Below are 21,382 nucleotides of genomic sequence, written 5' to 3' on the forward strand. Positions count from 1 at the left end.
GGCGCCTCCTGGCGCCGTTCTCTGCAGTCTATCGCGATTATTGAGCCAGCCAGCCGCCGTCCATGTTCCAGGCCGCACCGCGCACCTGGGCGGCGGCGTCGCTGCACAGGAACAGTGCCAGTTCACCCAGTTGCCGGGGCGTCACGAATTCCAGCGAGGGTTGCTTCTCGGCCAGCAGCTTGCGCTTTTCCTCTTCGCTGTTGCCGCTTTCGGCAGCGCGCGCATCGATCTGCGCCTGCACCAGCGGCGTCAGCACCCAGCCGGGGCAGATGGCGTTGCAGGTGATGCCGGTGGTGGCGGTTTCCAGCGCCACGGATTTGCTCAGGCCGACCAGCCCGTGCTTGGCCGCCACGTAAGCGCTCTTGCCGGCGGAGGCCGCCAGGCCATGGGCCGAGGCGATATTGATGATGCGCCCCCAGTTGCGCTGGCGCATGCCGGGCAACGCCAGGCGGGTGGTGTGAAAGGCCGAGGACAGATTGATGGCGATGATCGCGTCCCAGCGCTCCGGAGCGAAATCCTCCACTGGCGAAACGTGCTGGATGCCGGCGTTGTTGACCAGAATGTCGATGGCGCCGAACTCGCGCTCGGCATAGGCGATCATCGCCTCGATCTGCTGCGGGTCGCTCATGTCCGCGGGGTGATGAAGCACCTTGCCGCCAGACGCGGCCACCGCGTCGATGGCCGCCTGGGCGTCGCCGAAGCCATTGAGCAGCAGGTCGGCGCCGGCTTCGGCCAGCACCAGCGCGATGCCCAGGCCGATGCCGCTGGTGGAACCGGTGACCAGTGCGGTCTTGCCTTTGAGGTTCATAACAACTCCTTGGGTGCGCAGCGAAGCGCACCTGTCACGAAAACTAAACGATGCCGGTGGTGTAGAAGACGCCGATCACGAAGAACACCGCGAGGGTCTTGATAAGGGTGATGCCGAAAATGTCCTTGTAGGCTTCGCGATGGGTCAGCCCGGTAACCGCCAGCAGGGTGATCACCGCGCCGTTGTGGGGCAGGGTATCCATGCCGCCGCTGGCCATGGAGGCGACGCGGTGCATGACCTCCAGGGGAATGTTGGCGGCGTTGGCAGCGGCGATGAAACTGTCGGACATGGCCGCCAGGGCGATGCTCATGCCGCCCGACGCCGAGCCGGTGATACCGGCCAGCAGGGTCACGGTCACTGCTTCGTTGACCAGCGGGTTGGGGATGCCCTTGAGCGCGTCGGCGAGTACCAGAAAGCCCGGCAGCGAGGCGATCACCGCACCGAAGCCGTATTCCGACGCGGTGTTCATCGCCGCCAGCAACGAGCCACCGACCGCCGCCTTGGTGCCTTCGGCAAGCTTTTCGCGAATCACGCCAAAGGCGCTGACCAGCACCAGGGCAATGCCCGCCAGCAGCGCCGCCTGTACGGCCCAGATGGCGGTCAGCTTGCTGACGTCGGTTTGCAGTGGCGCGGCCATGCCGGCCAGCTGCAGGCTGTGGGTCTTGCCGTAGAACTCGGGAATCCAGTGGGTGAACAGCAGGTTGGCCACGCCCACCAGCACCAGTGGGGCAAGGGCCAGCCAGGGACTTGGCAGCTTGATGTCATCCGGGGTTTCCGGCTCGTTGCGCAGCTCGGTGCCGTAGCCTTCGCCAGCGCGCACTGCCTTGTTCAACTGGCGGCGCAGGTAGAGCATGCCCATGCCAAGCACGAACAGGCTGCCGATCAGCCCCAGCCAGGGCGCGGCCCAGGCGGTGGTGTTGAAGAAGGTGGTGGGAATGATGTTCTGGATCTGCGGGGTGCCGGGCAGGGCGTCCATGGTGAAGCTGAACGCGCCGAGGGCGATGGTCGCGGGGATCAGCCGCTTGGGAATGTTGCTCTGGCGGAACATCTCGGCCGCGAACGGGTACACCGCAAACACCACCACGAACAGCGACACGCCGCCGTAGGTGAGCAGGGCGCAGACCAGCACGATCACCAGCATCGCCTGGCCGGTGCCGAATACGCGAATGGCAGCGGCGACGATGGAACGCGAGAAACCGGACAGCTCGATCAGCTTGCCAAACACGGCGCCAAGCAGGAATACCGGAAAGTAGAGCTTGATGAAGCCCACCATCTTTTCCATGAACACCCCGGTAAAGGCGGGCGCCACGGCGCTGGGGTCGGTGAGCAGTACCGCGCCGAGGGCGGCGATGGGAGCGAAGAGGATGACGCTGTAGCCACGGTAGGCGGCCAGCATCAGCAGAGCGAGTGCAGCGAGGGCGATGATGACACTCATCGGCTATCTCCTGACCCTGCAGCACGGCGAATCGACAGGCTGCCGTAGCCATTCGAGTAACTCGCACAGGCGCTGTGGGCGCTTTTGTTTTTGTTGTCGGCGGCGGGTAGGCCCGCAAGCAGGCAATAGCGAGTTCTGTGCCAGGTTTATAACCTGTTGAATTTAAAAGCTTTTATTTGAATTATTATGGCCTGATGTGTGCATTGTCCCGATTTCGGGACGGAGATTCATTTTCGCGCACGCCACACGGGCATTTGCTGCAGTCCTGAAAGTGAGACAAGTCCCGATTTCAGGACTGCAGGCCAAGCTCAAGCATCTTGCGGTACAAGGTGGATCGCCCCAGCCCCAGGCGCTGCGCGGCTTGCGGCACATCCCCGGCGGTTGCGGCCAGCGCCTTGCGGATCAGCTCGCGCTCGAAGCCGGCCCGCGCCTGATGGAAGTCTTCGATCTGTCCATCATCCGCTGCCGCTGGCTGTGCTTCTGGCAGCGCCTGCAAGCTACCGATCGCCGCTGCCACCGTGGCACGGTCGAGCAGCGTGTCGTCGCTGAGCAGGCAGGCGCGCTCCAGCACGTTATGCAGTTCACGCACGTTGCCGGGCCAGGCGTGGCACGCGAGCAGGGCCATGGCGTCCGGATGCAGCTCGTGGCGGCCTTGCAGCGCATCGAAGATCGCCTCGCAGAGTGCCGGCAGGTCTTCCAGGCGCTCGCGCAATGGCGGCACGGCAATGGTCAGCACGTTGAGCCGGTAGTACAGGTCGGCGCGGAAAGTGCCCTTGCGCACCGCCGCTTCCAGGTCGATGGAGGTGGCGGCGATCAGCCGCACATCGCTGCGCAGCACCTCGTTGGAGCCCACCGGCTCGAATTCCTTTTCCTGCAGCACGCGCAGCAACTTGCTTTGCAGCGGCAGCGGCATGTCGCCGATCTCGTCGAGAAACAGCGTGCCGCCGTGGGCGATTTGCAGCTTGCCGGCGCGACCCTTGCGGTCCGCGCCGGTGAAGGCGCCCGGCGCGGTACCAAAGAACTCGGCTTCCAGCAGGGTTTCCGGAATTGCCGCGGTGTTGAGGCTGACGAAGGGCTTGCTGGCCCGTGGCGAGGCATTGTGGATGGCGTGGGCGAGCAGCTCCTTGCCGGTGCCGGTCTCGCCCAGCAGTAGCACCGCCGAGTCGCTGGTGGCGCTGCGCCGCGCCAGGCGCTTGACCTCCAGGCTGCGGGCGCTGGTGCCGATGAACTGGGTGAAGCTGTACTTGGCCTGGCGCGACTTGAGTTGCGAGCGCGTCGACGCCAGCTCCTGCTGCATGCTCTGGTAACGGGCCAGCAACGGGGACAGCGATTGCAGTTCGTCGAACAACGCAAAGCCGATGGCGCCGATCACCTGGCCGCTATCGTCGTGAATCGGCAGGCGCATGACCACCAGTGGCTCACGGGGCGTGTCCATCATGTCCAGCAGAATCGGCCGGCCGCTTTTCACCACGTCACGCAGCAGGCTGCCGGGAATCACGCTTTCGCAGGGGCGGCCAATCGCTTCGCTGGCGCTGCGCAGGCCGAAGCGCTGGGCGTAGCGCTCGTTCATCCAGACGATATGGGCGTCACGGTCGACGATGATGGTGCCTTCGCTGGATTGCTCGAAGATCTCGAACAGCGAGCGGATGGCCGACTGGCGAATGTGGGGGTAGTTGCCGAGGTCCTGCATGGCGCGCTCGTCTGCGGGGTGAGCGTCGATCATAACGCGGCGCGACACCCTTGCGGTGCCGCGCCATGGCGGTCAGCCAGCTTCGCTGGCCTTGCGCGGGGTTTTCGCGGCAGGCGCCTCGAGCAGCCCGTCGGCGCGGAACATCGCCTTGATGCCGCGTACGGCCTGGCGGATACGATCCTGGTTCTCGATCAGCGCGAAGCGCACATGATCATCGCCGTAGTCACCGAAGCCGATGCCTGGCGACACGCAGACCTTGGCTTCGGCCAGCAGCTGCTTGGCGAACTCCAGGGAGCCGAGATGGGCGTAGGCCTCGGGAATCTTCGCCCATACGTACATCGAGGCCTTGGGGTTCTCGACCATCCAGCCCAGCTCGTGCAGACCCTTGACCAGCACGTTGCGGCGCTGGCGGTACTGCTCGGCGATATCCAGCACGCATTGCTGGTCGCCTTCCAGGGCGGCGATGGCCGCCACCTGCAGCGGCGTGAAGGTGCCGTAGTCGTGGTAGCTCTTGATCCGCCCCAGGGCGTTGACCAGCTCCGGGTTGCCGACCATGAAGCCGATCCGCCAGCCGGCCATGTTGTAGCTCTTGGACAGGGTGAAGAACTCCACGGCAATGTCCTTGGCGCCCGGCACCTGCATGATCGACGGGGCTTTCCAGCCGTCGTAGACGATGTCGGCGTAGGCCAGGTCGTGGATCACCAGCACGTTGTACTGCTTGGCCAGGGCCACCACGCGCTCGAAGAAGTCCAGCTCCACGCACTGCGCGGTGGGGTTGGAGGGGAAGCCGAGGATCATCATCTTCGGCTTCGGGATGCTCTCGCGAATCGCCCGCTCCAGCTCGATGAAGAAGTCCACGCCGGGCACCAACGGCACCGAACGCACCTGGGCGCCAGCGATCACCGCGCCATAGATATGGATGGGGTAGCTGGGGTTGGGCACCAGCACCGTGTCGCCGTGATCCAGGGTGGCCAGCATCAGGTGTGCCAGGCCTTCCTTGGAGCCGATGGTGACGATGGCTTCGCTCTCCGGGTCGATATCGACCTGATAGCGCTCCTGGTACCAGCGCGAGATCGCCCGGCGCAGGCGCGGGATGCCGCGGGAGGTGGAGTAGCCATGGGTGTCTTCACGCTGGGCGACCTGTACCAGCTTCTCCACGATATGCGGCGGCGTGGCGCCATCGGGGTTGCCCATGCTCAGGTCGATGATGTCCTCGCCACGGCGGCGAGCGGCCATCTTCAGTTCAGCGGTGATGTTGAAAACGTAAGGGGGGAGACGATCGATGCGCGCAAAGCGACGCGAAGCCTGTTCAGACATGCTTTCCTCGACAAACGTAAGCGCCCGGAACCGTCCGAGCGACGTAGGCCACTGCGGTGGCCTGGGCGGACAATAAGGCCCGCCATGGGCTTTGTCGAGCGGCTTGATCAGCACGGCAAGGAGTTTTTGTGGATTGCCTGCTGGCCGCCACGAAACGCTATCCTTGGCGCTGACTCGAACACACACACGCATCGTGCAGGCACCGGGCAGACCGGTGTCGCATCACAACAAGACAGAGAGCCTTATCAGATGACTCACCGCACTATCGCCATGGGCCTGTTCACGGCCAGCCTTGCCGTGACGCTACCGGCCACTGCGATGACCGAGCAACAATTCCAGGATCAGGCAGCGCAGCTGTTCGCGCCGCTGATGGCCGAGTACGACGTGCCGGGCCTGGCGGTCGGTGTCACCTGGCAGGGCAAGCATTACCTGTACACCCAGGGCCAGGCGAACCGCGAAGCCGGCGTCGCGGTATCCCGGCAGACACTGTTCGAGCTCGGCTCGCTGAGCAAGACCTTCAACGTCACCCTGGCGGCATTGGCCCAGGAGCGTGGGCTGCTGTCGCTGGATGATCAGGTCGGCGAGCGCCTTCCCCTGCTGAAGGCCACGCCGGTCGGCGCCTTGAGCCTGATGGACCTGGCCACCCATCAAAGCAATGGCCTGCCGCTGCAGGTGCCGGATGCCATCAACAGCGACAGCGCCCTGATGAGCTGGCTGCGCCAGTGGCGGCCGACGGCGGGCGGGGGGCATGAGCGGGCGTATTCCAACGTCAGCATTGGCCTGCTGGGGCGTATTTCCGCCAGCGCGTTCGGCCAGCCTTATGCCCAGGCGTTGCATGAGCAGGTACTGGCACCGTTGGCGCTCGGCAGCACTTATGTCCAGGTGCCTGCCGCGCAGATGCCGCGCTATGCCTACGGCTATGCACGGCAGACCAACAAGGCCATCCGGGTGAGCCCGGGCATGCTCGATGCCGAAGCCTATGGCCTCAAATCCAACATCGACGACATGTTGCGCTTCGTCGATATCAACCTGGGCTCGACCAAGGTGCCCGAACCACTCGCTGCCGCCATCGCGGTTACCCACCAAGGGATAACGCGAACCGCACCGTTCACCCAGGCGATGATCTGGGAGCGTTACCCGTGGCCAGTCTCGCGTGAGCGCCTGCTGGCGGGTAACGCACCGGCCATGGCCCTGGAAGCGCAGCCTGCTAGCCGATTGGCTCAGCGAGAAACCGGCGAGCAGGGTGTGCTGTTCAGCAAGACCGGCTCGACCAATGGCTTTGGTGGCTATGTCGCCTTCGCACCAGAAGAGCGTATTGGCGTGGTGATGCTGGCCAACCGCAACGTGCCCCTCGAAGCGCGAGTCGATGCATCCTACAAGCTGCTGCAGCTGGTGTTGGAAGCTGACCGCTAGCCTCAGGCGTTTTTCAAACGCAGGAGCTGACGCTCAGGCGAAAAGCACGGCGTGTTGCTCGGTGCGCGTGGGGCTGATCTCGGCAGGTTGGCAGCGTAAACCGGCGCGCCAGGTGCAGCCTGCGGGCTAAAGCGCCACGGCGGGCACACTGTAACCAGTACAGCGCTCGACAACCTCTGCAACGGGCATAAAAAAGCCCCGCACGAGGCGGGGCTCTGTAACGCAGGCGAAGCCTTACGCTTGAACGACCGGGATGTTCGCGTTGGCCGCAGCCTCGCGGAACTCGGCGATCTGGTCGAAGCTCAGGTAGCGGTAAACGTCGGCAGCCATGCTGTCGATGTTCTTCGCGTACTCCATGTACTCCTCGACGGTCGGCAGCTTGCCCAGGATGGACGCGACAGCGGCCAGCTCGGCAGAAGCCAGGTACACGTTGGCACCATCACCCAGGCGGTTCGGGAAGTTACGGGTCGAGGTCGACACCACGGTCGAATTAGGCTCGACGCGTGCCTGGTTACCCATGCACAGCGAGCAGCCCGGCATTTCCATGCGCGCGCCAGCCTTGCCGTAGATGCCGTAGTAGCCTTCTTCGGTCAGCTGGTGAGCGTCCATCTTGGTCGGCGGCGACAGCCACAGACGAGTCGGCAGCTGACCCTTGACCTGCTCCAGCAGCTTACCGGCAGCGCGGAAGTGACCGATGTTGGTCATGCACGAACCGATGAACACTTCGTCGATCTTCTCGCCCTGAACGGTCGACAGCAGACGTGCGTCGTCCGGATCGTTCGGCGCGCAGAGCACCGGCTCCTTGATGTCGGCCAGGTCGATCTCGATGATCTCGGCATACTCGGCGTCCTTGTCGGCGCTGAGCAGCACGGGGTTGGCCAGCCAGGCTTCCATCGCTTGAGCGCGACGCTCCATGGTGCGCGCATCGCCGTAGCCTTCGCTGATCATCCAGCGCAGCAGGGTGATGTTCGACTTCAGGTACTCGGCAATGGCTTTTTCCGGCAGCTTGATGGTGCAACCTGCAGCGGAACGCTCGGCAGAGGCGTCGGACAGCTCGAATGCCTGCTCGACGGTCAGCTCGTCCAGGCCTTCGATTTCCAGGATGCGGCCGGAGAAGGCGTTGATCTTGCCTTTCTTCTCGACGGTCAGCAGGCCCTTCTGGATGGCGTAGTAAGGGATGGCATGCACCAGGTCACGCAGGGTGATGCCTGGGTTCAGCTTGCCCTTGAAGCGCACCAGAACCGACTCCGGCATGTCCAGCGGCATCACGCCGGTGGCCGCGGCGAAGGCGACCAGGCCGGAACCGGCCGGGAAGGAGATGCCGATCGGGAAGCGGGTGTGCGAGTCACCACCGGTACCGACGGTGTCCGGCAGCAGCATGCGGTTCAGCCAGCTGTGGATGATGCCGTCGCCAGGACGCAGCGACACGCCGCCACGGGTGCGGATGAAATCCGGCAGGGTGTGGTGGGTGGTGACGTCGATCGGCTTCGGATAGGCCGCGGTGTGGCAGAACGACTGCATCACCAGGTCAGCGGAGAAGCCCAGGCACGCCAGGTCTTTCAGCTCGTCGCGGGTCATCGGGCCAGTGGTGTCCTGGGAGCCGACGGTGGTCATCTTCGGTTCGCAGTAGGTGCCCGGACGGACGCCTTTGCCTTCCGGCAGGCCGCAGGCCTTGCCGACCATCTTCTGCGCCAGGGTGTAACCCTTGCCGGTGTCGACCGGCGCTTCCGGCAGCTTGAACAGGTCGGTTGGGCCCAGGCCCAGCTCGGCACGCGCTTTCTCGGTCAGGCCACGGCCGACGATCAGCGGGATACGGCCGCCAGCACGAACTTCGTCGAGCAGCACCGGCGTCTTCAGTTCGAAGGTGGTGATCACTTCGTCGCTGTCGTGTTTGCAGACCTTGCCCTGGTGCGGGTACAGGTCGATCACGTCGCCCATGTTGATGTTCGACACGTCGAACTCGATCGGCAGGGCGCCGGCATCTTCCATGGTGTTGTAGAAGATCGGCGCGATCTTGGTGCCGAAGCAGAAGCCGCCAGCACGCTTGTTGGGTACGTACGGGATGTCGTCGCCAAAGAACCACAGCACCGAGTTGGTGGCGGATTTACGCGAGGAACCGGTACCGACCACGTCACCGACGTAGGCAACCGGGAAGCCGTCGCCGTACATCTGGGCGATCTGCTTCATCGGGCCGATGGAGCCCTGCACGTCAGGCACGATGCCTTCACGGGCCATTTTCAGCATGGCCAGGGCGTGCAGCGGGATGTCCGGGCGCGACCAGGCATCCGGCGCCGGCGACAGGTCGTCGGTGTTGGTTTCGCCAGTGACCTTGAAAACCCGCAGGCTGATCTTCTCGGCCAGGGTCGGGCGCTTCTTGAACCACTCGCCATCGGCCCAGGACTGCAGCACGCCTTTGGCGTGGGCATTGCCCGCTTTGGCTTTTTCGGCGACGTCGTGGAAGGCGTCGAACATCAGCAGGGTGTGCTTGAGTTGTTCGGCAGCAACGGCGCCCAGTTCGGCGTCGTCCAGCAGTTCGACCAGGGTGGCGATGTTGTAGCCGCCCTGCATGGTGCCGAGCAGTTCGGTGGCGCGCTTCTTGTCGATCAGCGGGGAAGTGGCTTCGCCCTTGGCGAGAGCGGAGAGGAAACCGGCCTTTACATAGGCGGCTTCGTCGACGCCTGGCGGCACGCGGTTGGTGATCAGGTCGAGGAGGAATTCTTCTTCGCCGGCCGGCGGGTTCTTCAGCAGGTCGACGAGACCGGCGGTTTGTTCGGCGTTTAGCGGCTGGGGCACGATACCCTGGGCGGCACGCTCTGCTACGTGTTTGCGGTAGGCTTCAAGCACAGTTATTACCCTCATCAGTGGTCCCAAATGGGAAGTCCGGGACGCATGCAGGAATGCACCAAACACATCCGCAGCTCAGCCTGATGGGCTGTGCGCGATGGTTTCAATGCTTCCATCCGGAAGCTGCTTTCAAAGTTTTACGCCTGCAGGACGTAGTTGATGAGGGGCTGGCATGGCCTGAGGATGGCCACGCCAACATCGCGCTGCAGGATCGACTGTGCTCGTGACGCTTTGAAAACAGCTTCCAACGGACATTGCGCCTTTCGCAAGGCGCGCTGATTCTAGCGGAATCTTCACGCGAAGTTAAGTGAAAGACCCATCGTCCTCTGGGGTGATCCCCATTAGACAAAGGGCTAAGATGCAGCCCTTACTATCCGGTTTATCGATTCAAGGCATGCCCAATCAACGTATCAAGACACCTTGCATAGGCCTGTGCTCCACGGTTTTCGGCGATACCGTATGCCGCGGCTGCAAGCGCTTTCACCATGAGGTGATCAACTGGAACGGCTACAGCGACGAAGAAAAACAGTCGGTGTGGTTGCGCCTGGAGATGTTGCTGGTGCAGGTAATGACCGCCAAGCTGGAGGTGTTCGACGAGGCGCTGCTGCTCAAACAGCTGCAGCAGCGGCAGATTCGCTTCGTTCCCCAGCAGTCGGCCTATTGCTGGGCCTATCAGCTGCTGGCTCGCGGGGCGCGGGCGATCACCCAGCTGGAAGCCTACGGCATCGTGTTGCTGCCCGAATTTCGTGATTGGCCGCTGCCGGATCTGCGTGACGCCATCGACCGCGAGTTCTTCCTGCTCTCCGAGGCGCACTTCGAGCGTTACATCGCGCCGCGTTTTCTCAAGGAAGGCATGGAGCTGCGCGTCTGACGGCCCGCAAACGCGCCTCCCGAATGCAAAGAAGCCCGGCACTTGGCCGGGCTTCTTCTTGCCGCGAGACCTGTTAGCGGTATTCGCACAGGTACGCGGTGTCCTGTTCGACCTTGAGCTGGAACTTGCTGTCGGCCGGCACGGTGAAGCGGCTGCCGGCGGTGAAGGTTTCCCAGTTGTCGCTGCCCGGCAGCTTGACCGTCAGGGCGCCGGCGATCACGTGCATGATCTCCAGCTGGCCGGTGCCGAATTCGTATTCGCCTGCTGCCATCACGCCAATCGTGGCCGGGCCTTCTGCCATGCCGAACGCGATGGATTTGACGGTACCGTCGAAATACTCGTTGACCTTGAACATGTGCATCCTCGTGAGCGGCAGAATAAGTGGCTGGCAAGTATGCCCAAGGCATCTGGCGGCGTCACGTGGTGCGCGTAGCGCCTCGCTCGTTCATCACCAGCGGCAGCAGGCGGGCGGTATTGCGCGCATCGTTCAGGGCGCGATGCTGCTGGCCGCTGAAGCTGATTCCCGCCAGCTGCAAGGCGGCATTCAGGCCGACGGGGCGGGCGAGCTGTCGCGCCTTGGCGAAGCGGCGCTTGAGGTTGACGTGGGCCAGCGTTTGCAGGTGGCTGACCAGGCCGTGGCGCTGCCAGTCCTGCTCCAGCTGCTGGCGATCGTAGTCGCCCCAGCTGCACCAGCCTTGCAGGCGCGGGCGGTAAGGCTCCAGCCAGCGCTCGAACTGTGGCCACAGCACCGGCAGTGTGGCGGCTTGATCCACCTCTGCCTGGCTGATATGGGTCAGTTGCCGGCAGAAGCGGGTCAGCATGGGGCGGCGCAGCGGCCGCACGAAACGCTGGAAATGGTCGATCTCGTGGCCGCCGGCATCGACCAGGCTGGCCCCTATCTCGATGATTTCCATGTGCTCCACCGGCCAGCCACCTTCTTCGGTGGTGGCTTCCAGGTCGATGACCAGCCAATACCCCATTGCCTCTCCTTGTCTGCCGCCTTGGCGCCTGGTGACGGGCGCTCAGAGCTCAGACCGACGAGTGGTGCGATTCGTGCCATTTGCGAAATGCCATCATGGACATCGTGTCCTTGCGGCACTGGCTATACTTGCGCACGCAAGGCCGTGGTTCTCTATTTCCCGCGTGAAAGGTGAGCGTGTTTCATGGATGACTCTGTGGTGTTTTCAGATGACGAGACGATTGGTGACAGTACTCACCAGGCGTGGCGCATCCTGACCGTTGATGACGACCCTGACTTTCAACGTGCAACCGCTTTTGCAATCAGTGAGATGGACATTCTCGGCCGGCGTGTCGAGGTCACCCAGGCTTTCAGTAACCGCGAGGCCGCCATGTTGCTGGCCGAGCAGCAGGATTTCGCCTTGGTGTTGCTCGATGTGGTGATGGAGACCGAAGACGCCGGGCTGCGATTGGTCAAGACCCTGCGCGAGGTCATCGGCAACGCCGAGATCCGCATCGTGCTGCTCACCGGCGAGCCCGGCATGGCGCCGGTGCAGAGCGTGATGCGCGACTACGACATCAACGACTACTGGTCCAAGAACGAACTGAGCGCCGAACGCCTGCGCACGGTGCTTACCGCCGGGCTGCGCAGCTACGCTCAGCTCAAGGCCACGGCCCGCGCACGCCGCGGTCTGCAGATGATCGTCGAGTCCAGCAATGCGCTGTTCTGCTCGAAGAACACCCGCGAACTGTCGGCCAAGATTCTTTCCGAGATCGCCTCGCTGCTCGACCTGCAGGCCGAAGGCATCGTGTGCGTGAAGGCCCAGGATGCCGCGCCCGGCGAACTGCCCGACGCTTACGTGATCAGTGCCAGCGGCCGCTTCTACGGCTCCATCGACGGCAATCTCAATGGCCTGGGGGATGACGCGGTGGCCAGCGCGCTGCGCTGCAGCCTGCAAAAACAGACGACCTTGCGTTTTGACGATTGCACCGTGCTGTTCTTCCCGCGCTTTCAGGCCGGTGCCGACTACGCCTGCTACGTGGCCACCGAGCGAACGCTGGACGATACCGAGCTGGAACTGCTCGAGGTGTTCAGCGCCAGTATCAGCCGCGGGCTCTACAACGTGGCGCTGTTCAGTCGCCTGGAGGAGATGGCCTACCAGGACGACCTGCTGAAGATCCCCAACCGCAATGCATTGATCCGCATGCTGGACATGACCCTGAGCAGCCCGAACAAGGACGATCGGGTGCTGGTGCTGCTCGACATCGACAATTTCTCGGGCGCCAACACCGCCTTCGGTACCGGCTACGGGGATTTCATTCTTGGCCTGGTGGCCAATCGGTTGCGGGAAACATTCGACGGCAACGTGTTGATCGCCCGGGTTCGCGACGATCTGTTCGCCGTGCTCGGCCCCGAGCATCAGGTGCGCGCCGAAGCTATCGTGGCGCTGTTCCGCCGCCCCAACCGGCCCTATGAGCTGGGCCAGGTGCACAGCCTGAGTAGCGTCACCCTGTACCTGCGCGATTTCGACGACACCGCCAGCGTGGCCCTGCAGGATGCCCGCTTGACGCTCAAGCAAGCCAAGCAGTTGGGGCACGACCAGCATGTGGTGCACGACCGCCGACTGCAGAGCGCCCATGCCGAATCGTTCCGGCTGCTGCTGGCGCTGCGTGATGCGGTGGCCAGCGACCTGATCAGCATCGAACTGCAGCCCCAGGTGGATATGCGCAGCGGCGTGGTTACCGGGGTCGAGGCCCTGGCGCGCTGGTACCAGCCCGACGGCAAGGCCATCCCGCCGTTGGAGTTCATACCGCTGGCCGAGGCCACCGGCTATATCCTGCCCCTGGGTGATCTGCTCATGCGCCTGGCCCTGCAGGCGGCCCGCCGCCTGGCCGAATCCGGGTATCGCGACATTCGGGTGGCGATCAACGTGTCGGCCAGCCAGTTGCTGCAGCGCGACTTCATCGAGCGCTTCACCCTGCACCTGGAGGCGGCCGGCGTGAGTGCCGCCCAGGTGGAACTGGAAATCACCGAATCGGTGGCCATGCGCTCGTTCGAGCAGGTTTGCGAGCAACTGCTGGCGCTGCGGGCGATGGGCGTGAAAGTGGCCATCGACGACTTCGGCACCGGCTTTTCGTCGCTCAGCTACCTGCGCCAGCTGCCTGCCGATCGTTTGAAGATCGACCGCAGCTTCGTCGAGGAGCTGCGTGCGGACGACGATGGCCAGGCGATCGCCGAGGCGATCATCCAGATCGCCCGGCGCGTCGGCATGACGGTGATCGCCGAGGGCGTGGAGAACCAGCAACAGGTCGAGTGGTTGATGCAGCATGACTGCCTGGAAGCCCAGGGTTACCTGTTCGCCAAACCGATGTCGCTGGAGCGCCTGCTGAGCTGGCTGGGCGAGCGTTCGCCGCGGTGATGAGTCGCCGCATCGCTGGCTGGCGGGCGGCGCTTGCCAGGCCGCTGCCGCGCAACCTGCTGGTGCTGTTTCTGCCCTGGTCGCTGTTGATCGTGGTGCTCAGCCTGTTGCTTTACGAGCGTATGCTCGGCGACCGCCTGGAGCCGCTGCTCGAGGCGCAGACCGACAGCCTGAACGAGGGGGTGGCGGTGCTGGAACGGCACCTGTCGAGTTTGCGCGGCGACCTGCAGTTCCTCAGTCAGCAGCCCTTGCTCAACCGCGCCGTCCGGCAGGCCGCCGACGGCAGTGATGCGGCATTGAGCGAGCTGTTCGCCGAGTTTTCCGATAGCCGCGGCACCTATCAGCACATCCGCTGGCTCGATGAGAATGGCATGGAGCGGGTGCGCATCGACAACAAGTCGGGCAAGGCCCGCCCGGTGTCGGGGCCGGATCTGCAAAATGACTCGGCCGCCTATTACTTCGTGGAGACCATGCACCTCTACAAGGGCGAGTCGTACCTGTCGCGTTTCGATCTCGCGCGGTATTACCGGCCTGACGGCTCCGTGGAATCGTTCGTGCCGATCCTGCGTGCGGCGGTGCCGGTGTTCAGTGAGCGCGGCGAGCGGCGCGGCGTCCTGGTTCTCGACTATCGCGCCGAACGCATGCTGGAGCGGTTGCGCGAGGCGTCGGTGGCTTATGGCGGGTCGCTGCAGCTGCTCGATCACGAAGGCTACTGGATGCTCGGCGAGCGCCCGGAGCAAGCCTGGGGCTTTTTGATGGGCAAGCCCGACCTGACGCTTGCCAGTCGTCAACCCTCTAGCTGGCGGCGCCTGCAGGGCGAGCAGCGCGGCTCGTTCATCGACGCGGCAGGCTTCTGGGCCTATAGCCATTTCCGGCCGAGTGACGCTGCCTCGGCAAACGCCAACGACGCCGACCACTGGCTGCTGCTCTCGCACCTGCCTGCCCAGAACCTCAGCGCCTTGCGTTGGGACGTTCTGTGGCGCGTGCTGCTGTTCTTCGGCGTGCTGCAAAGCGTGGGGCTGTTGATCAGCGTGCGGCGGGCGATCGACGAGGCAGAACGGCTGCGCGCCGAGCATGGCTTGCACGTGAGCAGCCGGGCGCTGGCCAGCAGTAATGAGCAATTGCAGCGTACCGTCGAGCAACTGCAGCGCACGCGCCGCGCCTTGTTGCAGGCTGAAAAGCTGTCGTCCCTGGGCACCATGGTCGCCGGCGTCGCCCATGAATTGAATACCCCAATTGGCGCTGCCAGCGTGGCCGCTTCGACCCTGGAACGAGCCAGCCAGGAATTTCAGGCGGCGATGCGCGAAGGCCTGAAGCGCACCACCCTGGAGCGTTTCGTGCAGCGCACCGACGAAGGCCTGAGCATCATTTTGATCAGCCTGGAGCGGATGTCGCAGCTGACCCGTGCCTTCAAGCAGTTGGCCACCGACCGTGCCAGCACCGAGCGGCGGCGCTTCGACCTGCGTGAACTGGTGGAGGAGGTGGTGCTGCTGTTACAGCCGAAGCTGCGCCAGAACGACCATCGAATCGTCGTGGAGGTGGCCCCGGATCTGCTGCTGGACAGCTACCCCGGGCCCCTCGGGCAGGTGGTGCAGAATCTCGTCGACAATGCGCTGGTTCACGCATTCGATCCCGGCGTGAAAGGCGTGGTCACCATCCGTGGCCAGCTCGATGAGGTGCAAGGGCAGTGCGTCATCGAGGTCATCGACGACGGCCGCGGCATGGACGAGGATCTGCTCGGCAAGATTTTCGACCCGTTCTTCACCACCCGTCGCGGCCAGGGTGGCACCGGCCTGGGCTTGCATATCACCCATCAGCTGGCGGTGGACGTGCTCGGTGCCGAGCTGGAGGTCGACAGCACACCGGGCGAGGGTTCGCGTTTCAGCATTCGCTTCGATTTGAACTGACTGTCGGGGGCTGCCGGCCTGCCTTGCGGCAGGCTAGAATCGTCGCCGTTCGCTGTATGCCCCTTGTTCGAGATCCGTTCCATGCAATGTCGTCCTGGTTGTGGCGCCTGCTGTATCTCCCCATCGATCAGCTCCTTCATTCCCGGCATGCCCAATGGCAAGGCGGCTGGCGAGCGCTGTGTGAATCTGGCCGAGGACAATCGCTGTTCGATCTTCGGGCGCGAGGATCGACCCGCGGTATGCGGCGCATTTTCAGCTGATTTCGCTGTCTGCGGTAATAGCCGTGAAGAAGCCATCCGCCTGCTGGCGTGGCTGGAAGGCGCCACGGCAACGGCTGTCTGACGCTCTACAGGCCAACCCCGGAGAATGAAATGTCGTTGACCCGTTTGTTGCTAGCAAGTACGGCGCTGTGTCTCGCCTCTGCCGCCCATGCCGAGGACTGGCGCCTGGCCAAGGACGAGGAGGGCATCAAGGTGTACCTCAGTGAGGTGGCCGGCTCCCCCTACAAGGCCTACCGTGGCGTGACCCTGATCAAGACCGACATGGCCAGGCTAAAGGCTCTGCAGGAGGACGTGGTGGCCTCCTGTGCGTGGATCCACGAGTGCCAGGAGCAGCGGCTGCTCAAGCATGAGGGCGCCAAGAGCTGGACCTACACCCGCTTCAACACGCCGTGGCCGGTGACGCCGCGGGATTCGGTCATCGAGGTCACCACCGAGCAGAGTGCTGATGGCAGCCTTACCCGCACCCTGCACGGCGTACCTGATTATCGCCCCGAGGAAAAAGGCTACGTGCGCGTCGCCAGTGTGGAAGGGCGCTGGACGATGACGCCAAAACCGGACGGCATGGTCGAGGTCGTCTATGAAGCGCATACCGATCCCGGTGGTAGCGTTCCTTCTTGGTTGTCCAACAAGTTCGTGGTCGAGGCGCCCTTCAATACGCTCAAGGGCATGCGCGAGAAGGCCCAGCAGTAGCGTTCAGGCAATAAAAAACCCGCCATTACGGCGGGTTTTTTGTGGGCGGGTGACGATCAGTCGTCGCCGCTCATGATGCCAAAGATCTGCAGCAGGCTGACGAACAGGTTGTAGATCGACACGTACAGGGTGATGGTCGCCATGATGTAGTTACGCTCACCACCATGGATGATCGCGCTGGTCTGGAACAGGATACAGGCCGACGAGAACAGCACGAAGCCCGCACTGATGGCCAGTTGCAGGCCGCTGATCTGGAAGAAGAAGCTTGCCAATACCGCACCCAGCAGGACGAAGAAGCCGGCGGTGATGAAACCGCTCAGGAAGCTCATGTCCTTGCGGGTGGTCAGCACGTAGGCCGACAGGCCGCAGAATACCACCGCGGTCATCATGAAGGCCGAGCTGACGACTTCGGCGCCGTTGGCCATGCCCAGGTAACGGTTGAGGATCGGGCCCAGGGTGTAACCCATGAAGCCGGTAAGGGCGAAGGTCGACAGCAGGCCCCAGCCGGAATTACGCAGCTTGGCGGTCAGGAAGAACAGGCCGTAGAAGCCGATCAGCACGACAAAAATGTTCGGGTAGGGAACATTGGCACGCTGCGCCATGAACGCCACGATGCCGCTGAATGCCAGGGTGAGAGCCAGCAAACCGTACGTGTTGCGCAGAACGCTGCTGACTGCGGTTTGTTCAACCCGTGAAGGGCTATGTGCGTAATCTTGTTCGCGCATGGCGACACTCCTAGTGAATGCTGTTGGTCCGTGACCAAGGTCGAGAAGCATCTTAACAGAGCCTTGGCTACTGCCAAGTCAGAGTGTTTGACAGTGTGTTGCGTTCCGGTAAGATGCCGCCCGCAACCTGCGAGGTTGCAAAGGAATGTTTCGGCAAGCCGATATATTTCGTGTCGACCTGGAGGGTTGGCAGAGCGGTTGAATGCACCGGTCTTGAAAACCGGCGAACGTTAATAGCGTTCCCAGGGTTCGAATCCCTGGCCCTCCACCACTTCTGAAGAAGCCTGGCATTGGCCGGGCTTTTTTTCGTCCGGCGATTCTCCATGATTGCACCGCGCCGTAGCTCGGCAAGGACAGGCGCGCCGGTTCGCTTTCGATGCCCGGCTGGCCGTTCATCATGGTTGGCGAAGCCGCGCAGCATGGCCAGCCCCGCGGTGGCGAGAGCACTGAATGGCTCGATAGCAGTGGGTGCGAGGCCTTTCAAGGCAACGCCAATCGCTGCGCAACTGGCTTGTCGCCCTCGAGCCCGATCGCTCAGCCCTGACTGAATTCCGCGAGGATTTGCAGGAGCGAGTAAATGCCGGCGCCCAGAAGCGAGGCGAGTGACAGGGCGACGCCGAGTGCTATCCAGATCATGGTCAGGTTCTTCCAATCGATATTTACGGGCTGCCCGCCTGGGCGGCACCCAGGCCCGGCTGGGCATGATCGAAATAGAATGGGCGCCGTGCTGATTCGTTCAGGGTATTTGTGCGACCGATCGGTCAGGTTTTCAGGGGCGCGGATGACTCGATTGCGCAGACCGACGATGGCTCGTGAGCGGACGGTCAGGGGCGGTGCTGGTGACTGTCAGCACTGGCGGGCGTGATCGGAAGGCCCTTGGCTTCGCCAGGTGTGCTGGTCTCAGCGCGGCTCTGGCGTTGCGAGGCTGCGCTGCAAGGCAGCTGACAATAAATCGACGCCAGGCGATCCAGGCTCGATCAATAGCCCAGCGTGCCTTTGAGGTCGGCATACACGGCGGTCATCAGGATCTTGTTCTGCAACTGGGCCGCGCTCAAGCGGCGAGTGGCCACCAGATTGCACTGCATATCGAGGCAGTCGACCTGCAGGCCTTCGGCCGAGGTCTCGGTGATGATGTGGTAACGCCCGGCGGTCACGGTTTTGAGCTGCTTGATGAGCATGTCCATGGAAAGTCCCTCGGTATGGTTCGCGGTCTGTAAATTCAGAGCCATGCCTCGGGTGGGGCGTTCCGACTATATTAATTGCGCGCTCGCCCCTGGCGTCGCGGCATCCGCTCGCCTGGGTGTTCACGGAAAGTCGGCCCATGACCCGTCCATGCCGCAATGGCACCGGCACGCCCAGGGCGGGCCTGCAAGAATGCGCACAGGTCAGTCCGCTCATCGTTTTCGGCATGTTTGGCGCTTGTTAATTGACGCGTATCGCTAACTCATCCGTCAGGTTTTTTGTTATGGTGCGGTTCTCTCAGGTTGTCGCCGTGCGGCGCTCGCGCAGGTACGAGGTGTTCGTTTGATTAAGGTATTGGTTGTTGATGATCACGACCTCGTTCGCACGGGTATCTCGCGCATGCTGGCTGACATCGACGGCTTGCAGGTCATCGGCCAGGCGTGTTCCGGCGAAGAGGCGCTGAAGAAGGTTCGCGAAATCAAGCCTGATGTGGTGCTGATGGACGTGAAAATGCCCGGCATCGGTGGCCTCGAGGCCACTCGCAAACTGATGCGCAGCCATCCTGATCTCAAGGTCGTTGCGGTCACCGTGTGTGAGGAAGATCCGTTCCCCACCCGGCTGCTGCAGGCTGGCGCTGCCGGCTACCTGACCAAGGGTGCCGGCCTGGAGGAAATGGTGCAGGCCATTCGCATGGTGTTTGCCGGCCAGCGGTTCATCAGCCCGCAAATCGCCCAGCAGTTGGCCTTGAAATCCTTCCAGCCGCAAAGCAGCAATTCGCCCTTCGATCTGCTTTCCGAGCGTGAAATCCAGATTGCCCTGATGATTGCCGGCTGCCAGAAGGTGCAGAGCATTTCCGACAAGCTGTGCCTGTCCCCCAAGACGGTGAATACCTACCGCTACCGGATATTCGAAAAGCTTTCGATCACCAGCGATGTGGAGTTGGCGCTGCTCGCCGTTCGTCACGGCATGGTCGATGCCACCAGCTGACGTGACGCCAGTGTTCGATTCCAGTGCTTTTCTCGCCACCTGCAGTGGGCGCCCGGGCGTCTATCGCATGTTCGACGCCAGCGGCAACCTGCTGTATGTCGGCAAGGCGAAAAACCTCAAGAAGCGTCTCGCCAGCTACTTTCGCAAGACCGGCCTGGCCACCAAGACCATGGCGCTGGTCAGCAAGATCGCCCAGGTGGAAACCACCATCACCGGCAACGAAACCGAAGCCTTGCTGCTCGAGCAGACGCTGATCAAGGAATGGCGTCCGCCGTACAACATCCTGCTGCGCGACGATAAGTCCTATCCCTACGTGTTCCTGTCCGATGGCGATTACCCGCGGCTGGATATCCATCGCGGCGCGAAGAACCGCAAGGGCCGCTATTTCGGACCCTATCCCAGTGCCGGTGCGATTCGCGAAAGCCTGGCGCTGCTGCAAAAGACCTTTCTGGTGCGCCAGTGCGAGGATAGTTACTACCGCAACCGCACACGGCCGTGCCTGCAATACCAGATCAAGCGCTGCAAGGGGCCGTGCGTGGGGCTGGTCGAGCCAGCGGAGTACGCCGAGGATGTGCGGCACTCGGTGATGTTCCTGGAAGGGCGCAGCAATGCGTTGAACGCCGAGCTTTCCGCGAACATGCAGCAGGCGTCGGCCGCGCTGGATTTCGAAAAGGCAGCCGAGCTGCGCGACCAGATGGCGCTGCTGCGCCGGGTGCAGGACCAGCAGAGCATGGAGGGCGGCACCGGCGATGTCGATATCATCGCGGCGCTGGTCAATCCGGGTGGCGCCTGTGTGCACCTGATCAGCGTGCGTGGCGGGCGAGTGCTGGGCAGCAAGAATTTCTTTCCGCAGGTGGCGATCGAAGAAGAGGCGCAGGACGTTCTGGTGGCGTTTCTCGGTCAGTACTACCTGGGCAGTCACGAGCGGGATCTGCCCGGCGAATTGATCGTCAACGCGCCGCACGAAGACTTTCCCGTGTTGATCGAAGCCATTCAGGCGTTGCGCGGTCGCGAGTTGGCCATCAGCTACCGGGTACGCGGCACGCGTGCGCGCTGGCAGGCGTTGGCGGTCACCAATGCCGAACAGGCGCTGGGCGCCCGGCTGGCCAATCGTGCACACATGGCCGGGCGTTTCGATGCACTGGCCGAAGCGTTGGGCATGGACGAGGTGCCCCAGCGCCTGGAGTGCTTCGATATCAGCCATTCCAGTGGCGAGGCGACGGTCGCTTCCTGCGTGGTCTTTGGTCCCGAGGGGCCGTTGAAGTCGGACTACCGGCGCTACAACATCGAGGGCGTGACCGGTGGCGACGACTACGCGGCCATGCACCAGGCGCTGACCCGGCGTTTCAGCAAGGTCAGGCAGAACGAAGGCAAGCTGCCGGACATCCTGCTGGTCGACGGCGGCAAGGGCCAACTGGCGATGGCGCGTGAGGTGCTCACCGAGCTCGAGGTGCCGCCCTTGACCCTGCTCGGCGTGGCCAAGGGCACCACCCGCAAGCCTGGGCTGGAAACCTTGTACCTGAACGACGCCGCCCATGAGTTCACCCTGCCGGGCAATTCGCCCGCCTTGCACCTGATCCAGCAGATTCGCGACGAATCGCACCGCTTCGCCATTACCGGCCACCGGGCGCGCCGCGGCAAGGCACGGCGAACGTCGAGCCTGGAGGAGGTGGCGGGGGTAGGGCCGAAGCGGCGCCGTGAACTGCTCAACCATTTTGGCGGTCTGCAGGAATTGTCCCGTGCCAGCGCCGAAGAAATCGCCAAAGCGCCCGGTATCAGTAAAAAGCTCGCCGGTTTGATTTATGCCGCACTGCACAGCGAGTAGAATGCCGCCTCACCTAACCGTCCAGTCGAG

Annotated in this window: 17 protein-coding genes and 1 tRNA gene; 9 read left to right on the forward strand and 9 right to left on the reverse strand. The window is 63.3% G+C overall.

Annotation, left to right across the window (positions count from 1 at the left end):
- Positions 1-37: 37 nt before the first annotated feature.
- The 4 genes from QYS36_RS18795 to alaC form a co-directional block, all read right to left on the reverse strand.
- Positions 38-808 (reverse strand): 3-hydroxybutyrate dehydrogenase, encoded by a 771-nt coding sequence (locus QYS36_RS18795; protein ID WP_308840906.1) that lies wholly within the window; start codon positions 806-808, stop codon positions 38-40.
- Positions 809-851: 43 nt separating this feature from the next.
- Complete coding sequence (locus tag QYS36_RS18800; RefSeq protein ID WP_308840907.1) at positions 852-2,243, reverse strand: GntP family permease; 1,392 nt, start codon at positions 2,241-2,243, stop codon at positions 852-854.
- Positions 2,244-2,532: 289 nt separating this feature from the next.
- Complete coding sequence (locus tag QYS36_RS18805; protein WP_308841389.1) at positions 2,533-3,933, reverse strand: sigma 54-interacting transcriptional regulator; 1,401 nt, start codon at positions 3,931-3,933, stop codon at positions 2,533-2,535.
- A 72-nt stretch (positions 3,934-4,005) separates the two neighbouring features.
- Positions 4,006-5,250, reverse strand: a complete 1,245-nt coding sequence (gene alaC, locus QYS36_RS18810; protein ID WP_308840908.1) for an alanine transaminase — start codon at positions 5,248-5,250, stop codon at positions 4,006-4,008.
- A gap of 249 nt (positions 5,251-5,499) precedes the next feature.
- On the opposite strand from alaC, the gene ampC reads away from it, so the two are divergent.
- Entirely contained in the window at positions 5,500-6,663 is a 1,164-nt protein-coding gene (gene ampC / locus QYS36_RS18815) for a class C beta-lactamase (RefSeq protein ID WP_308840909.1), read from the forward strand.
- Between the two features lie 234 nt (positions 6,664-6,897).
- Here ampC and acnB read toward each other — a convergent pair whose 3' ends face one another.
- On the reverse strand, positions 6,898-9,507 hold the full coding sequence (acnB, locus tag QYS36_RS18820) for a bifunctional aconitate hydratase 2/2-methylisocitrate dehydratase (RefSeq protein WP_308841390.1): 2,610 nt from the start codon (positions 9,505-9,507) through the stop codon (positions 6,898-6,900).
- 394 nt (positions 9,508-9,901) lie between these two features.
- Here acnB and QYS36_RS18825 point away from each other — a divergent pair, with 394 nt between their 5' ends.
- Positions 9,902-10,378 (forward strand): DUF1289 domain-containing protein, encoded by a 477-nt coding sequence (locus tag QYS36_RS18825; RefSeq protein WP_308840910.1) that lies wholly within the window; start codon positions 9,902-9,904, stop codon positions 10,376-10,378.
- Positions 10,379-10,451: 73 nt separating this feature from the next.
- On the opposite strand, the gene QYS36_RS18830 is transcribed toward QYS36_RS18825, so the two are convergent.
- Together QYS36_RS18830 and QYS36_RS18835 are read right to left on the reverse strand one after the other, a co-directional pair.
- Complete coding sequence (locus QYS36_RS18830; RefSeq protein WP_070887319.1) at positions 10,452-10,733, reverse strand: pyrimidine/purine nucleoside phosphorylase; 282 nt, start codon at positions 10,731-10,733, stop codon at positions 10,452-10,454.
- A gap of 61 nt (positions 10,734-10,794) precedes the next feature.
- Positions 10,795-11,358: an exonuclease domain-containing protein gene (locus tag QYS36_RS18835; RefSeq protein ID WP_308840911.1), complete on the reverse strand. Its 564-nt coding sequence runs from the start codon at positions 11,356-11,358 to the stop codon at positions 10,795-10,797.
- A gap of 183 nt (positions 11,359-11,541) precedes the next feature.
- Here QYS36_RS18835 and QYS36_RS18840 point away from each other — a divergent pair, with 183 nt between their 5' ends.
- From QYS36_RS18840 to QYS36_RS18855, 4 genes are all read left to right on the forward strand, one after another.
- Complete coding sequence (locus QYS36_RS18840) at positions 11,542-13,755, forward strand: EAL domain-containing protein (protein WP_308840912.1); 2,214 nt, start codon at positions 11,542-11,544, stop codon at positions 13,753-13,755.
- Positions 13,755-15,662, forward strand: a complete 1,908-nt coding sequence (locus tag QYS36_RS18845; RefSeq protein ID WP_308840913.1) for a sensor histidine kinase — start codon at positions 13,755-13,757, stop codon at positions 15,660-15,662. Before QYS36_RS18840 ends, QYS36_RS18845 begins: the two co-directional genes overlap by 1 nt.
- An 81-nt stretch (positions 15,663-15,743) precedes the next feature.
- Positions 15,744-16,004 carry a YkgJ family cysteine cluster protein gene (locus tag QYS36_RS18850; protein ID WP_308841391.1) on the forward strand — a complete coding sequence of 87 codons (261 nt, stop codon included), beginning with the start codon at positions 15,744-15,746 and terminating at the stop codon, positions 16,002-16,004.
- Between the two features lie 29 nt (positions 16,005-16,033).
- Entirely contained in the window at positions 16,034-16,633 is a 600-nt protein-coding gene (locus QYS36_RS18855) for an START domain-containing protein (RefSeq protein WP_308840914.1), read from the forward strand.
- Positions 16,634-16,689: 56 nt separating this feature from the next.
- On the opposite strand, the gene QYS36_RS18860 is transcribed toward QYS36_RS18855, so the two are convergent.
- On the reverse strand, positions 16,690-17,358 hold the full coding sequence (locus QYS36_RS18860; RefSeq protein WP_308840915.1) for a Bax inhibitor-1/YccA family protein: 669 nt from the start codon (positions 17,356-17,358) through the stop codon (positions 16,690-16,692).
- A gap of 180 nt (positions 17,359-17,538) precedes the next feature.
- On the opposite strand from QYS36_RS18860, the gene QYS36_RS18865 reads away from it, so the two are divergent.
- A tRNA-Ser gene (locus tag QYS36_RS18865) sits at positions 17,539-17,629 on the forward strand.
- A 706-nt stretch (positions 17,630-18,335) separates the two neighbouring features.
- On the opposite strand, the gene QYS36_RS18870 is transcribed toward QYS36_RS18865, so the two are convergent.
- Positions 18,336-18,542, reverse strand: a complete 207-nt coding sequence (locus QYS36_RS18870; protein WP_308840916.1) for a hypothetical protein — start codon at positions 18,540-18,542, stop codon at positions 18,336-18,338.
- Positions 18,543-18,882: 340 nt separating this feature from the next.
- Here QYS36_RS18870 and uvrY point away from each other — a divergent pair, with 340 nt between their 5' ends.
- Both uvrY and uvrC read left to right on the forward strand, forming a co-directional pair.
- Entirely contained in the window at positions 18,883-19,527 is a 645-nt protein-coding gene (gene uvrY, locus QYS36_RS18875; protein WP_308840917.1) for a UvrY/SirA/GacA family response regulator transcription factor, read from the forward strand.
- Between the two features lies 1 nt (position 19,528).
- Positions 19,529-21,352: an excinuclease ABC subunit UvrC gene (gene uvrC, locus QYS36_RS18880; protein ID WP_308841392.1), complete on the forward strand. Its 1,824-nt coding sequence runs from the start codon at positions 19,529-19,531 to the stop codon at positions 21,350-21,352.
- Positions 21,353-21,382: the final 30 nt, after the last annotated feature.

Origin of the sequence: Pseudomonas sp. G34 (assembly GCF_031119625.1) — a bacterium.
Classification (GTDB): domain Bacteria; phylum Pseudomonadota; class Gammaproteobacteria; order Pseudomonadales; family Pseudomonadaceae; genus Aquipseudomonas.